The organism is Pseudovibrio exalbescens DSM 16456 (assembly GCF_000422785.1).
Taxonomy (GTDB): domain Bacteria; phylum Pseudomonadota; class Alphaproteobacteria; order Rhizobiales; family Stappiaceae; genus Pseudovibrio; species Pseudovibrio exalbescens.
In genome coordinates, this window is record NZ_AUGS01000005.1 from 347,817 (window position 1) to 362,643 (window position 14,827).

14 protein-coding genes are annotated in these 14,827 nt (G+C 55.4%); 7 read left to right on the top strand and 7 right to left on the bottom strand.

Features of this window, described 5'->3' with window-relative positions:
- Positions 1-14 precede the first annotated feature (14 nt).
- Together queA and tgt are read left to right on the top strand one after the other, a co-directional pair.
- Positions 15-1,100: a tRNA preQ1(34) S-adenosylmethionine ribosyltransferase-isomerase QueA gene (gene queA, locus G512_RS0106485; RefSeq protein ID WP_028481011.1), complete on the top strand. Its 1,086-nt coding sequence runs from the start codon at positions 15-17 to the stop codon at positions 1,098-1,100.
- Positions 1,097-2,260 (top strand): tRNA guanosine(34) transglycosylase Tgt, encoded by a 1,164-nt coding sequence (gene tgt, locus G512_RS0106490; protein ID WP_028481012.1) that lies wholly within the window; start codon positions 1,097-1,099, stop codon positions 2,258-2,260. The genes queA and tgt overlap by 4 nt, the downstream gene beginning before the upstream one ends.
- 22 nt (positions 2,261-2,282) lie before the next feature.
- On the opposite strand, the gene G512_RS20235 is transcribed toward tgt, so the two are convergent.
- From G512_RS20235 to galU, 4 genes are all read right to left on the bottom strand, one after another.
- Positions 2,283-2,708 (bottom strand): DUF4864 domain-containing protein, encoded by a 426-nt coding sequence (locus G512_RS20235; protein ID WP_051269013.1) that lies wholly within the window; start codon positions 2,706-2,708, stop codon positions 2,283-2,285.
- Positions 2,709-2,808: 100 nt separating this feature from the next.
- On the bottom strand, positions 2,809-4,095 hold the full coding sequence (locus G512_RS0106500) for a nucleotide sugar dehydrogenase (RefSeq protein ID WP_028481013.1): 1,287 nt from the start codon (positions 4,093-4,095) through the stop codon (positions 2,809-2,811).
- Between the two features lie 18 nt (positions 4,096-4,113).
- Positions 4,114-5,124: an NAD-dependent epimerase gene (locus tag G512_RS0106505; RefSeq protein ID WP_028481014.1), complete on the bottom strand. Its 1,011-nt coding sequence runs from the start codon at positions 5,122-5,124 to the stop codon at positions 4,114-4,116.
- A 29-nt stretch (positions 5,125-5,153) separates the two neighbouring features.
- On the bottom strand, positions 5,154-6,032 hold the full coding sequence (galU, locus tag G512_RS0106510; RefSeq protein WP_028481015.1) for a UTP--glucose-1-phosphate uridylyltransferase GalU: 879 nt from the start codon (positions 6,030-6,032) through the stop codon (positions 5,154-5,156).
- A 206-nt stretch (positions 6,033-6,238) separates the two neighbouring features.
- Between galU and cysQ the strand changes: the two genes are divergently transcribed.
- From cysQ to eno, 5 genes are all read left to right on the top strand, one after another.
- The gene (cysQ, locus tag G512_RS0106515; RefSeq protein WP_028481016.1) at positions 6,239-7,051 is read left to right on the top strand and encodes a 3'(2'),5'-bisphosphate nucleotidase CysQ; all 813 of its coding nucleotides are present in this window, start codon (positions 6,239-6,241) and stop codon (positions 7,049-7,051) included.
- Positions 7,052-7,124: 73 nt separating this feature from the next.
- Positions 7,125-8,033 (top strand): sulfate adenylyltransferase subunit CysD, encoded by a 909-nt coding sequence (cysD, locus tag G512_RS0106520; protein ID WP_028481017.1) that lies wholly within the window; start codon positions 7,125-7,127, stop codon positions 8,031-8,033.
- Positions 8,033-9,955, top strand: coding sequence for a sulfate adenylyltransferase subunit CysN (gene cysN, locus G512_RS0106525; RefSeq protein WP_028481018.1), 1,923 nt, complete (start codon positions 8,033-8,035; stop codon positions 9,953-9,955). The genes cysD and cysN overlap by 1 nt, the downstream gene beginning before the upstream one ends.
- 114 nt (positions 9,956-10,069) lie before the next feature.
- Complete coding sequence (kdsA, locus tag G512_RS0106530) at positions 10,070-10,915, top strand: 3-deoxy-8-phosphooctulonate synthase (RefSeq protein WP_028481019.1); 846 nt, start codon at positions 10,070-10,072, stop codon at positions 10,913-10,915.
- Positions 10,916-11,101: 186 nt separating this feature from the next.
- Entirely contained in the window at positions 11,102-12,379 is a 1,278-nt protein-coding gene (eno, locus tag G512_RS0106535; RefSeq protein WP_028481020.1) for a phosphopyruvate hydratase, read from the top strand.
- 149 nt (positions 12,380-12,528) lie between these two features.
- Here eno and G512_RS0106540 read toward each other — a convergent pair whose 3' ends face one another.
- The 3 genes from G512_RS0106540 to G512_RS0106550 form a co-directional block, all read right to left on the bottom strand.
- Positions 12,529-12,849: a hypothetical protein gene (locus G512_RS0106540; protein WP_028481021.1), complete on the bottom strand. Its 321-nt coding sequence runs from the start codon at positions 12,847-12,849 to the stop codon at positions 12,529-12,531.
- Between the two features lie 15 nt (positions 12,850-12,864).
- Positions 12,865-13,521 (bottom strand): DsbA family oxidoreductase, encoded by a 657-nt coding sequence (locus tag G512_RS0106545; RefSeq protein ID WP_028481022.1) that lies wholly within the window; start codon positions 13,519-13,521, stop codon positions 12,865-12,867.
- Positions 13,522-13,583: 62 nt separating this feature from the next.
- Positions 13,584-14,822: a hypothetical protein gene (locus G512_RS0106550; protein WP_051269015.1), complete on the bottom strand. Its 1,239-nt coding sequence runs from the start codon at positions 14,820-14,822 to the stop codon at positions 13,584-13,586.
- Positions 14,823-14,827 lie beyond the last annotated feature (5 nt).

Genomic DNA, 14,827 nt, shown 5'->3' on the forward strand with positions numbered 1-14,827 from the left:
TATCAAGGCGATATATGCGCGTAGACGAATTTGATTTTGATCTTCCCCCGGAAAGCATCGCTTTGCGTCCCGTGAAACCTCGGGATGCTGCTCGCATGCTGGTCGTGCGTCCGGGGCAGAACCCGCTGCTTGACGATAATGCGGTACTGTCACTGCCGGACTTGCTCAATCCCGGCGATGCCTTGGTATTCAACAATACCAAGGTTATTCCGGCTCAGTTGGTAGGGTTTCGTGATCGAGAGGGCGCACGGGCCAAACTCGGCGTTACTCTCCACCAAAAAACGCAGACAGATTCCTGGCGTGCCTTTGTCAAACCAGCCAAGAAGCTTCGCCCCGGTGATGTGATTCAGTTCTTTGTTGAAGAAAATGCCGACAGCGATCCGCTGCTTCGGGCTCGCGTTGAAGAAAAATCCGCTGCCGGAGATGTGCTCTTGCAGTTTGATCGCGGCGCGGGTGAACTGGATGCAGCGATCGCCCAAGTTGGTCACATTCCCTTGCCGCCTTACATCGCCTCACGGCGTCCCGAAGATGCTCAGGATCGACAGGACTACCAGACGGTTTATGCCGAACACAAAGGCGCCGTTGCTGCTCCCACTGCCGGGCTGCATTTCACGGAACGCCTTTTGAATGCGTTGGATTCAAGAGGGATCCAGCGGCATTTTATTACCCTTCATGTTGGCGCCGGAACCTTCTTGCCGGTCAAGGTAGATGACACTAATGACCACCAAATGCATGAGGAATGGGGCGAAATCACCTCCGAAACCGCTGATGCGTTAAACGCCGTGCGGAAGCGGGGCAACAAGGTGGTTGCTGTTGGCACGACTTCCCTGCGCATTTTGGAGAGTGCCACCAGTGAGGATCATGTGATCCATCCGATTTCCGGATCCACGGACATTTTCATCACACCCGGCTACCGTTTTAAAGCCGTTGATGGACTGATGACGAACTTCCACTTGCCAAAGTCAACGCTCTTCATGCTGGTGTCGGCCTTTGCCGGGCTATCGGAAATGCGTCGCGCCTATGAGTTCGCGATTAGCAACGGCTACCGGTTTTACAGCTACGGCGACAGTTCTCTCCTTTTTCCCAAAGGTGACCAATGAGTGATCAAGCTCAAAAACCATTCTCCTTCAAACTTCTAAAGACGGACGGAGCCGCGCGTCGAGGTGAGATAACGACGCCCCATGGCGTTGTTCGCACGCCGGCGTTCATGCCTGTAGGCACGCAGGCGACAGTGAAAGCGATGTATCCCCAGCAAGTGCGTGATCTTGGGGCAGATGTCATTCTTGGCAACACTTACCATCTCATGTTGCGCCCAACGGCTGAACGCGTAGCGAAACTGGGCGGTTTGCACCACTTCATGAACTGGCCGCACGCGATTTTGACCGACTCCGGCGGGTTTCAGGTCATGTCTTTGGCACAACTGCGCAAGATGAGCGAAGAGGGCGTGAGTTTCCGGTCCCACCATGATGGATCGAAGCACATGATGAGTCCGGAGCGCTCCATTGAGATTCAAGGTTTGCTGGGTTCGGATATACAAATGCAGCTGGACCAGTGTATAGCCTTGCCCGCAGAGCGCAGCGAAATCGAAGAGGCCATGAACCTGTCCCTACGATGGGCAGACCGTTCTCGCACCCAGTTTGAAAAAATGGGTGGCCCCGGCAAGGGCCAGGCCCTTTACGGCATTGTACAAGGGGGCGACAACCCGGAACTGCGCGTGGAATCGGCTCAGCGTCTGGGTGAAATGCCTTTTGAAGGTTATTCGGTTGGCGGCCTTGCGGTTGGTGAACCACAAGAGGTGATGCTTCGCATGTTGGAAGTGACAACACCCGTTATGCCGGTTCACAAGCCCCGCTACCTGATGGGCGTGGGGACACCCGAAGACATTCTGGAAAGTGTTGCTCGCGGTATTGATCAGTTTGATTGCGTCATGCCGACGCGAGCGGGCCGTCATGGCTTGGCCTACACACGGTTTGGCAAGGTGAACCTTAAAAACGCGCGCCACGCTGAGGATCCTCGTCCGCTCGATGAAGAAGCGGATTGTCCCGCAACGCGAGACTATTCGCGCGCCTATTTGCATCATCTGGTGCGTGTGAATGAGGGGCTGGCCGCAATGCTTCTGACCTGGAACAATCTGGCTTATTACCAGTTCCTGATGCAAGGTATTCGTGACGCTATTGAAGCCGGCACCTTTGAAGATTTTCGTCAGAAAACAAAAGAAGATTGGGCGCGCGGGGACCTCGCACCATATGTCTGGTCGTAGGCCCGTCTGAATAAGACGCCAGTCAGCTTGCTGTTGACTGGCTCTTCTTCAAAAGCACACCGTTGATCTTCCAATCGCCTTCAAATTGGTTCATGCGGTAGATTCCCAGCCAGGAGTCGCCATTGCGATCGCTCAACCAAACCTCTTGGTAGAAACCTTCATCAGCTTCAATCGTTTTGCCAAACCCAATCTCTCTGGCGCTGAACAGCGGGCCATAGCCACTGCGTACCATCTGAATGAACACTTGTGGTGAAGGAAATTGAGCCTTAATGGCATTTGCGGCATAGCTGTAGGCTTTGACAGCGTCGCTTTGCTTGAAGGCGTTTAACTGCTCAAGGATGATTGTCTTGATTTCATCACCCGGAGAGGTTTCGTCCGCCCGGGCTTTATCGGTGTGCGCGGTGATGCCGATCAGGATGAACAGCAGCGCGAAAAGTCCATAACGCATCTCACTGGTCCCATTCTTGTTATACTAGCTACCTTAACCTAACCTAAGGTAATGAGCCAGTCTGTCGAGTGGGCCTATCGAGAAACGGGGGAGTGGGCACTCACAAACGCCACAACTCCACGTGATCTGGTTTTTTATCGCGTGGCAACCGATCATGCAGGTCCGCCACAAAAACAGACCCTTCGGCCAAAAGAGGGATAATGCAATCCCAAGACTTGCTTTCTTTCAAAAGTGCCTTGTGTGGGACCGCAAGAACAACAGCGTCCGCTGGCAGAACCTCTTTTTCCGGCGTCAGATCTAGTTTGTAATGCGACCGGACTTCATCCGGGTCTGCAAGGGGATCAATAACTTGGACGTCAGCACCAAACTTTTGCAGCTCATGGACCAGATCAACCACTTTCGAATTACGGGTATCGGGAACATCCGCCTTGTAGGTGATACCCAACACAGTAATGCGTGGTGGCATCGGGCGACCAAGACGCACGCAACCTTGTATGACTTCCCCGGCAACAAATCGGCTCATGCCTTCATTGGTGCCGCGTCCCGCCAGGATGACCTGCGGTGAAAAACCCAGTTCGTACGCCTTGTGGGTCAGGTAGTACGGATCGACTCCAATACAGTGTCCACCGACCAGACCGGGTTTGAAAGGGAGAAAGTTCCATTTCGTTGCAGCGCCGGCCAGTACGTCGCAGGTATCAATCCCCATCGTGTTGAACAGCATCGCCAGCTCATTCATCAAGGCGATGTTCAAATCTCTTTGGGTGTTCTCGATCACCTTTGCCGCCTCTGCAACCTTGATGCTGGGTGCTCGATGAATGCCGGCTTTCACGACGCGTCCATAAAGGTCGGCCAGCTCTGCCAGTGCCACAGGCGACGAGGCAGAGACGATTTTCAAAATGCTTTCAAAGCTATGTTCGTCATCTCCGGGGTTGATACGTTCCGGCGAATAACCCACTTCGAAGTCTTGCCGGAACACGAGGCCGCTGCGTTCCTCGAGAATGGGGACGGCAATCTCTTCCGTTGCACCGGGAAACACGGTGGATTCAAAAACGACAATATCCCCCGCCTTCATTTGCTCACCCACCGTCTCTGTGGCATGGCGCAACGGGGTCAGATCAGGTCGCTTGGCTTCATCAACGGGTGTGGGAACGGCGACGATATGGATGCGTGCAGCCTGTAAGTTCGTCGGCTTGTCGGTAAGGTGCAACATTTCGTTATTCAGGGAAGATGCTGCAACAGAACCGGTTGTGTCATTTCCCTCACGCAGCGCGGAAATGCGTGCCTGATTGATGTCGAAACCGATGGTGCGTATGCCGTTTCTAGCGAAGGCACAGGCAACGGGAAGTCCCACGTACCCCAAACCGATTACAGATATAGTGACAGACATGACATTCTCTCAAAGGCGTTAGCAGCCGTAATAGGTCCGATACCAATCAACAAACGCGGCAACGCCATCCTCCACAGTGGTCTGGGGCTTGAAACCGGTGATCTCGATCAAGTCGGAAACATCAGCCCACGTAGCCGCAACGTCGCCCGGCTGGAACGGCAGAAGTTCTCGCTTGGCTTGCTTCCCAAGGGTTTTCTCGATGGCTGCGAGATAATTCAGCAGCTCAACAGGTTCGTTGTTGCCAATGTTGCAAATGCGATAGGGCGCACTACTGGAAGCAGGATCAGCGGTTTTGGCATCCCATTTCGAATTTGGTTGTGGCGGGACAAAAGCAACACGCACGATCCCTTCAACGATATCGTCAATGTAGGTGAAGTCGCGGACCATGTTTCCGCTGTTATAAAGCGGAACAGGCTTGTCCTCCAAAATCGCTTTGGTGAACTTGAAAAGAGCCATATCCGGACGCCCCCAAGGACCATAAACGGTGAAAAACCGAAGCCCTGTGCAAGCGGTACCGAACAGATGGGCGTAGGAATGAGCCATGGCTTCGTTGGCTTTTTTCGTGGCCGCATAAAATGAGACCGGATGGTTGCCCCCCTTGTGAGGTGACAGCGGCATATCCTGATCAAGGCCATAAACGGAGGAAGTCGAGGCAAAGACCAGATGTTTGACCGGGTGGGCCCGCGCGCCTTCAAGGATGTTCAGGAAACCGGTGATATTGGCATCAACATAGCTTTGGGGCTGTTCTAACGAGTACCGAACTCCGGCCTGTGCGGCCAAGTGTATGACGTAATCCGGCTTGTCCTGTTCGAAAATGCGAGCAACAGCTTCACGATCTTCGAGAAAAACGCGTTTCTCCTCAAAATGGTTGGAGCCTTGCAAGCGCTTGAGCCGGTTTTCTTTCAGAACTACATCATAGTAATCCGTAACGGCGTCGAGCCCGATGACGTGATAGCCCATGTCGAGCAGTCTCCGGGCCACGGCGTTGCCGATAAAGCCCGCCGTGCCGGTTACAAGGATTTTTTCCATCAAAGGTTTCTCGCTATAAAGCCCTGATATTATTTGGCAAGCAACTTTTCGAGGAGGGGACGGACCTCGGCAGCCAGCTCCGGGTTATCCATTGCGTAGGCAATGTTGGCAGCCAGAAAGCCTGCCTTTGAGCCGCAGTCGTAGGTTTGCCCCTTGTACTCAACCCCAAAGAAGTCCTGCTGCCCCATCAGGGTGAGCATGGCATCTGTCAACTGGATCTCACCTCCAGCGCCGGTTTCCTGATTTTCCAGAAGACCAAAGATTTCGGGCTGAAGGATGTAGCGTCCGTTGATGTAAAGGTTGGTGGGTGCGGTTCCTGGTGCTGGTTTTTCCACCATGCCGGTCACCTTGAAGCTACCGTCATCCATCACGTCGCTGCGTTCAACAATGCCGTAGTTCTGGGTTTGATCCCACGGAACTTCTTCGACGGAGATCACGTTGCCACCGTGCGTATTGTAGGCCTCTACCATTTGCGCCAAACAGCCCGGCTCGGACTTCATCACCATGTCCGGCAGCAGCACGGCAAAAGGTTCGTTTCCTATTATTTCGCGGGCGCACCATACTGCATGACCTAGCCCCAAAGGTTCTTGCTGGCGGGTAAAACTTGTCGAACCTGCAGAAGGACGCATGGCTTCCAGAAGATCAAGCGCGGCCTTCTTGTTGCGCTTTTCCAGCGTTTCTTCCAGTTCGTAGGCGATATCGAAATGGTCCTCGATGACGTGTTTGTTACGGCCGGTTACAAACACAATGTGTTCAATTCCGGCGGCCAACGCTTCATCGACAACATATTGGACGATTGGCCGATCCACGACAGTCAGCATCTCCTTGGGCACGGCTTTGGTTGCGGGAAGAAACCGCGTCCCCAGACCAGCCACTGGAAGTACTGCCTTACGAATGGATTTTTTCATTTTCGCCTCGTTCGATCGGTTAACATTCAATCCACCTTGTTTGATAGGCTCAGAAACCTCGCAGGGTCAATGGTTTCGTGAATACAGCGGGTGAAACATCCGGGAAAGCTGTGCAGGCTATCGGGTAGGGACTCGCCTAGCGCAAGCGGGTTTACTACGGTCTGGCCCATATAACTGCAGCTGTGGAACCCCAATGGGATGGTTGGATGATCAAGACGTTTATCAACGCCGCTTTGGCGGCTGGTGCCGATATCATGGAAATCTACGCGACGGATTTCAACGTGGAAGACAAGGAGGATGGCTCCCCGGTTACACTGGCCGATCAACGAGCAGAAGCCATTATTGTAAAAATCCTGGGGCAGGAGTGTCCGCAATTGCCGGTGGTCGGTGAAGAGAGCGTTGCGGCTGGCAGGATCCCTCAGATTGGTTCGCGCTTCGCCATTGTCGATCCGATTGACGGCACCAAGGAGTTTATCAAGCGTAATGGCGAGTTTACTGTCAACATCGGTCTTGTGGAAGACGGCGAGGTTGTGGCGGGCGTGGTCTTTGCTCCCGCGCTTGGTGATCTTTATTGGGGCACATTGGAAGACGGCGCTTTCAAGGCGCGGGTGGAAAACGGTCATTTGACGGATGAAAGGCCGATACGCTGCCGGGCAGCAGGCGAAGGTTCCCTGACCGTTGTTGCCAGCCGGTCCCACCGGACAGAACGAACAGAGGCGTTTTTGGAAAAGCTACCGGATGTTTCGGTCATATCCGCCGGGTCGTCTCTCAAGTTTTGCCGGGTTGCTGAGGGAGAGGCTGATCTTTACCCTAGGTTCGGTCGAACGATGGAGTGGGATACAGCGGCTGGTCAGGCCGTACTGCGGGCTGCCGGGGGACGGACGTTTGTAGAGGGGGGAGATCCTCTGCGCTACAACAAGCAGGGAACAACGCCCGAAGAGCGGTTCGAAAATCCATTTTTCCTTGCCGTTGGGGATGAGCAAATTATTTCCCGGTTCCGCCTGAAGTCAGGCTGGTAAACTTGGGATCTCCGGTAAAACCCGACTAGCTTAGCCAAGCTTGTTTTACATGGTGGTTTTACCGGAGATATTGATGGCGATAACGACGCGCTCACACTTGAAGCGGCTTGAGAACGAGAGCATCCAGATCATCCGCGAGGTGGCAGCGGAGTGCAAGAAGCCGGTCATGCTGTATTCCATTGGCAAGGATTCAGCGGTGATGCTGCATCTGGCGTTGAAGGCGTTTTACCCTTCCAAGCCACCATTTCCCTTGCTGCACGTGGACACCACCTGGAAGTTCCAGGAAATGATCCGTTTTCGGGATGCCATTGCGCAGCGCTACGGGCTGGAGCTTCTGGTCCACACCAATCAGGAGGGAGTGCGCCAAGGCATCAACCCGTTTGACCACGGGTCGTCGAATTACACCCACATCATGAAGACCGAGGCGCTCAAGGCAGCGCTGAGTGAACACGGGTTTGACGCCGCCTTTGGCGGTGCCCGCCGCGATGAGGAAAAGTCCCGCGCCAAGGAGCGCGTGTTCTCGTTTCGCACCAGCACCCACGCCTGGGACCCCAAGAACCAGCGCCCCGAGCTGTGGACGCTTTACAATGCCCGTGTTCAGCCCGGCGAAAGCATTCGCGCCTTTCCGCTGTCCAACTGGACCGAGCTGGACATCTGGCAATACATTCTGGCCGAAGAAATCGACATCGTGCCGCTCTATCTGGCTGCCAAGCGTCCGGTGGTGAACCGCAACGGCATGCTGATCATGGTGGACGACGAACGCTTTCGCCTGCAACCGGGTGAACAGATTGAGGAAAAGATGGTGCGGTTCAGAACCCTTGGGTGCTATCCGCTGACCGGGGCGATCGAGTCCACCGCCGCAACCTTGCCCGAGGTGGTACGCGAAATGCTGATTGCCCGCACATCCGAGCGCCACGGCCGGCTGATTGATCATGACGAGGCCGCGTCCATGGAAAAGAAAAAGCGCGAGGGCTACTTCTGATGAACATCGCACCTGATCTGAAGCCCGAAGACATTGCCGAGTACATCGCCTCACAGGAAGACAAGGGGCTGCTGCGCTTCCTGACCTGCGGCAGCGTGGACGACGGCAAGTCCACCCTGATTGGCCGCTTGCTATACGACACCAAGCTGATCTTCGAAGACCAGTTGATGGCGCTGGAAAAGGACAGCAAGCGACACGGCACGGTGGGCGAGGAGATTGACCTGGCGCTGTTGGTGGATGGGCTTGAAGCCGAGCGCGAGCAAGGCATCACCATTGACGTGGCCTATCGTTTTTTTGCCACCGACAAACGCAAGTTCATTGTGGCCGATACGCCCGGCCACGAACAGTATACCCGCAACATGGCCACCGGGGCCTCAACGGCGGATCTGGCCGTGCTTCTGGTGGATGCGCGCAAGGGCATTCTGACCCAGACCAAGCGGCATGCCTTCATTGCCTCGCTTTTGGGCGTGCGCCATGTGGTGCTGGCCATCAACAAGATCGATCTGGTGGACTACAGTCAGGCCCGGTTCGAGGAAATCCGCGCCGCGTTCGACCAGTTCGCCGAAAGCTTCGATTTTGACAGTGCTGTCGCCATTCCCCTGTCGGCGCGCTTTGGCGACAACGTCACCCAGCGCAGCCCGCAGCTGGCGTGGTATGAGGGCCCAACCCTGCTGGAGCACCTTGAGAGCGTTGACACGGCCACGGCCGAGGCCAGCGGGCCGTTCCGTCTGCCCGTGCAGTGGGTCAACCGGCCGAACCTGAACTTCCGCGGCTATTCAGGCACCATTACCGGCGGACCAGTGCGGGTTGGCGATGAAGTCGTGGTCGCAGCGTCTGGCAAGACATCTGTTGTTGACCGGCTGGTCACCATGGATGGAGACTTGCCGGAAGCCCCGGCAGGGCAAGCGGTGACGCTGACCTTGCGCGATGAAATCGACATTTCCCGCGGCGATGTGCTGGCGCCGGTTGCCAACCGGCCGGATGTCTCCGATCAGTTTGCCAGCCATCTGATCTGGATGGCGGAGCAGCCCATGTATCCGGGCCGGCCGTATCTGCTCAAGATCGCGGGCCGCACGGTGGCGGCACAGGTGACCGAGATCAAGCACAAGATCGACGTGAACACCTTCACCCATCTGGCGGGCAAGCAGCTGGAACTCAACGAGATCGCGTTTTGCAATCTGGCTCTATCCCATCCGGTTGCGTTTGATCCATATGAGGCCAACAAGGATACGGGCAGCTTCATTTTTATTGACCGCATGAGCAACGAGACGGTGGCGGCGGGAATGATCTGGTTTGGTCTGCGCCGGGCCACCAACGTGCACCGGCAGGCACTGGACATCAACAAGGCCGAGCGGGCCGCACTGAAGAACCAACGACCGGCTGTGCTGTGGTTCACCGGGCTTTCCGGCTCAGGCAAGTCCACCATTGCTAATGCGCTGGAGCAAAAGCTGCATGAGCGCGGCAAGCACACCTACGTGCTGGACGGGGACAACGTGCGCCACGGGCTCAACAAGGACCTGGGCTTTACCGAAGCCGACCGGGTGGAAAACATCCGCCGGGTGGCCGAAACGGCCAAGTTGTTCGTGGATGCAGGCCTGATTACGCTGGTCTCGTTCATCTCGCCGTTCCGCTCCGAGCGGCGTCTGGCGCGCTCGCTGATGGAAGAGGGCGAGTTCTACGAGATCCACGTGGACACGCCTTTGGAAGACTGCGCCAAGCGCGACCCCAAGGGGCTTTATGCCAAGGCAAGGGCCGGTGAGATCAAGAACTTCACCGGTATCGACAGCCCCTATGAGGCACCGCAGACCCCGGAAATCCGCGTGAACACTGTGGGCCACACACCCGAAGCCATCGCGGATGACATCATTAACCGCCTCGAAGCCGACGGGGTTTTGGAACGCCCATTGGACTGGCATATTTAGAGGATAGCCAGAAAAACTGCGCAATTGAAAGGGGTGGCCTGCGCCACCCCTTGTTTTTTCCATATTCTAGCTCTACCACCCGATGACTTGAATCATTTCATGGAGCCTTATGCCGTGACACAGCCGAACTCAGAAGTCCTTGTCGGTAACGCCAAATTCTCGAACACCGCCCCGTTCTCACTCATTGCTGGGCCGTGCCAGATGGAGAGCCGTAACCATGCGCTTGAAATGGCGCACGCAGTGAAGGAAATAACCGACGAGTTGGGCATCGGCTATGTGTTCAAGGCGTCATTTGACAAGGCCAACCGAACCTCCCTTGGCGGGGGACGCGGCATTGGGATGAAGGAGGGGCTTCCGGTTTTTGCCGAAATCAAGGAAACCTATGGTCTTCCGGTCATCACGGACATTCATGAGTCCAATCAGGCCGCACCAGTTGCCGAAGTCTGCGATATCCTGCAGATCCCGGCATACTTGTGTCGCCAGACTGATCTTCTGGTGGCTGCGGCCAAGACTGATCGCACGATCAATGTGAAGAAAGGCCAGTTTCTGGCGCCGTGGGACATGAAAAATGTCATGAACAAGATTGTTGAAAGCGGCAACTCCAACGTGCTTTTGTGCGAACGCGGCGCAACCTTTGGCTACAACACGCTGGTCTCGGACATGCGTGCGCTGCCGATCATGGCTGCCATGGGAGCGCCAGTCGTCTTTGATGCAACCCATTCGGTTCAGCAGCCGGGCGGTCTGGGTGGTGCGTCCGGCGGACAACGTGAGTTCGTCGCCGTACTGGCTCGCGCCGCCATCGCAACCGGTATTGGGGGTTTGTTCATCGAAACACACGACGATCCCGAAAAGTCGCCGTCTGATGGCCCGAACATGATTCCCTTGAACCGATTGAAAGAGCTGCTTTCCTGGCTTCAGGAGTTCGACAGCGTCGCAAAATCACGAAATTTTACGCTTTGATTTCGAAAGCTTTTCGGGGTAATTACGTACCGTTATGGACATATCCACCGAGAGCAAGAAAAAAAACGGCGTGGTGTGTCCATTAGCTCTCAGGTTGTGAGGTTCGGCACTTTAACTTTAGTCGAACCTCGGGTACAAGCGCAGCGAGCCAAAATTCCTCACTCGACCAGTACACTGGAGTTTTAGATGACTGCTATCATCGATATTATCGGCCGCGAAATCCTCGACAGCCGGGGCAACCCGACTGTAGAAGTCGATGTTCTATTGGAAGACGGCTCTTTTGGTCGGGCAGCGGTCCCGTCCGGCGCCTCCACCGGTGCATTTGAAGCTGTTGAACGCCGCGATGGCGGTGAGCGTTACCTCGGCAAGGGTGTCGAAGACGCAGTTGAAGCCGTAAATGGCGAACTGTTCGACGCAATCGGCGGTATGGACGTTGAAGATCAGATCAAGATCGACCGCGCAATGAACGAACTCGACGGCACAAACAACAAGGGCCGTTTGGGTGCAAACGCAATTCTGGGTGTCTCTCTGGCTGTTGCCAAGGCCGCTGCTGAAGCTTCTGGCCTACCGCTGTACCGCTATGTTGGTGGTGTTGGCGCCCGTACCCTGCCAGTACCGATGATGAATATCATCAACGGTGGTGAGCACGCTGACAATCCGATCGATTTCCAGGAATTCATGATCATGCCGGTTGGCGCAACTTCTCTGCGTGAATCTGTGCGTATGGGTTCGGAAATCTTTCACACGCTGAAAAAGGGTCTTTCCGCAGCTGGCCACAACACCAACGTTGGTGATGAAGGTGGCTTTGCGCCGGGCATTGGCTCTACAGATGAAGCAATCGGCTTCGTTCTGAAGGCAATCGAAACCGCTGGCTACACGCCAGGCGATGACGTCGTATTGGCACTGGATGCCGCTTCCACCGAATTCTTCGCGGATGGCAAGTACAACCTGAAGGGTGAGAACAAGGTTCTCGGTCCGCAGGAAATGGCTCGCTACCTTGAAGATCTGGTTTCCAAGTACCCGATCTTCTCCATCGAAGACGGTATGGCGGAAGAAGACTGGGAAGGCTGGAAGGCTGTCACCGAAGCGATCGGCGACAAGTGCCAGCTGGTTGGTGACGACCTGTTCGTAACCAATACTGAGCGTCTGATCCGTGGCATCGAAGGTGATATTGCAAACTCCATCCTCGTGAAGGTGAACCAGATCGGCTCCCTGACCGAAACCATGGAAGCTGTCGAAATGGCGCACCGCGCTGGTTACACCTCCGTTATGTCTCACCGTTCCGGTGAAACGGAAGACAACACCATTGCCGACCTTGCTGTTGCTTTCAACTGTGGTCAGATCAAGACAGGCTCTCTGTCCCGTTCCGACCGTATGGCAAAGTACAACCAGCTTATTCGCATCGAAGAAGAGCTGGGCCCTCAGGGTCATTTCGCAGGCCGTTCCATCCTGCGTAACAAGTAAGCTTCAGTGGCATCACTGTGAGTGAAAAGCCGGTCTCTTGGGACCGGCTTTTTTATAGGCCTATCATCACTGACGGTCTGTTATTTCGATTGCCCCCAAGGGGAAGGCGGGGCTATCTGCAGGGTAGGGGCTTATTTACTTGCCTTTTTTCAAGCTTGGCGATCTGCGCGTTTATTCAGCCACCATGAGATCAACAGGATCAGACCGAATGGCAAGGCGGTATAACCGAAGATGAGCGGCAGAAACAAAGGCCCCCACGCGCTGATCATCCCGATCGTGTACAACAACTCGCCCATTTCCAACCCGAGGATGATGCAAGGCATCGTCGCACCTTCGTGGGTAGTACAGTCGGTCAGAGTTCCGACAACCATCATGACAACGACACAGGCGAACCAAATACCAATGGGAATCGAGAAATAAAGGATCACCAACGTTCGCGGCCGGGTCAGTTGGCGCAAGACACTCAACATCGGGAGGGCTTTCTTTTAGCTCAGAGTTCGGGTGGCGTCAGCATGCTTGAGCGCGGCGGCAATGGTTTCGGGTTGTTCAGCGCCGGACAAAGCAAAACGGTCGTCAATTATGAAGAATGGAACGCCAGTGACGCCCATCTCTGCGGCCTGGCCCACAGCTGTTCGAACCTCTTCCATGCCTTCGTCAGAGTGTAGGCGAACCAGAACGGCCTGCCGGTCCATGCCAGCAGTTTCGGCGACGTCGGCAAGAGCATCCACGTTCGTTAGATCTGCTCCTGTCTGGAAGTACGCGGCAAACAGGGCTTCCACCATGGCATCCTGCTGCCCCAGTTCGTCGGCCCACAGGATGAGCCGGTGCGCATTCAGCGTGTTGGGTGATTTCTGGATCTTGTCAAATGCGAAGGCAAGTCCGTCTTGCTCACCGGCCTGACGAATGGTCTCATAGATTTGTGAGGCGCGCTCTGCGTTTCCGAACTTCTCATTCAGATATGTTTGTCGGTCCTTTCCTGCCAAGGGCAGGGTCGGGTCAAGTTGAAACGGCAGCCAACTCGTTTCGACAGGCAGCTCTGGGAGGAGCGCTTTTGCCGCCTCGAACCGTTTTTTGCCAATGTAGCACCACGGGCACATGACATCCGAGATGATGCTGACCTTCAGCGGCGGAACTCCGTACATGGATTTGCCTTGCTATAAAAAGTTGGGAGCCTTTGCAACAAGCGATTACATGTTCCTGGCGCTCAGTTGCCGAGGCCCGTTGTGCGCACCATCATCATAATCCGGTTTGACAGCTGATCCATGCCTTTTTTCGTCCGCAGCACGGCCACCGGACCTCGATTTTGAACATTGGCAACAAAATCTTCATCGCGACACACCGCCATGGCAATCGAAAGGACGGTGCCTGTCCAGGCTTCCCTGTTGCGGCGCATCAGAGAGGGGTCATGAGCCGTGAATCGCGCTATCAGATCCATCAGCTTCAACTCGTGAACCGCTTCACCACGCTTACCCGTCGTCTCGCGCAGCATTGCCACGTAATCATCATAGATCTTCTCACTCACCGTGCCATCGTCGTGACCTCTGGTCAGCCATTTGCTGGAGGCTGTCAATATGCCATCAGACAAGCGCTGGCGGCGACCGGCGCGCAGCGCAGACATCACGTGTCCGTAAAGCGCAGCCTCACTCATGTCTCCAAGGATCACATCGGTTGCCCCAGCCGCATACAGCATTTCGGCATCTGCTGGCGTTTTGGCATAGGCCAAGGCAGGCAAGCTGAAGAAGCGAGGATCGGCGCGCAAACGGGTAATCAGATCACTGCTCTCCCATGTTTCGCCGTCGAGAATAACCGCCTCAAATCCTTTCTGACCGAGAAAATCGAGCGTCATATCAGCGCTCAGCGTTCCAACAACTTCAGCGCGGCGCAATGTAAGGTTTTGTATGGTGGTGAAATGTCCCCCCATCCCGGCAACGAGCAGGCTCGGGGTTTCCATTTCCTCCAACACACCATCAACCGTGATGTGACTGCCCAGCAGACGCCGCCGCAGCCGGGCCTCATCCGAGCGCAGCGCCATGCGCCGTACCTGAGCCAGTCTGGGGATCAAAACGCTAGGGGGAATGCTGTCAGAAAAGCAGGCGCTTGCTTTCAAATTGAGTGGTATTTGAGCGTTGCCCGTTGTGATCATGACAAGCGGGACTTCAACGGACTGATTGCGTCGATATCCCTTGAGGTACGCAGCCATCTCCAGCAACTCGGGTGGATTGACCACGTTCCAGGGCAGGATCACACATACAGGCAGCGGTGTGTCGCTCTCCAGTTCGTGCTCCAACTGGCGCAAACTAGAAACGATCACCAACCGATCCGACAACTCCGCCAAGGGTGCCAGCACCTCAAGAATATGCGTCTTGAGGGGAGACAACAGCAAGATCTTGCCGAACGAGCTCGTCTCTTCTGCCTGCACATTGATAGACGTCAGATGGGTCATTATTC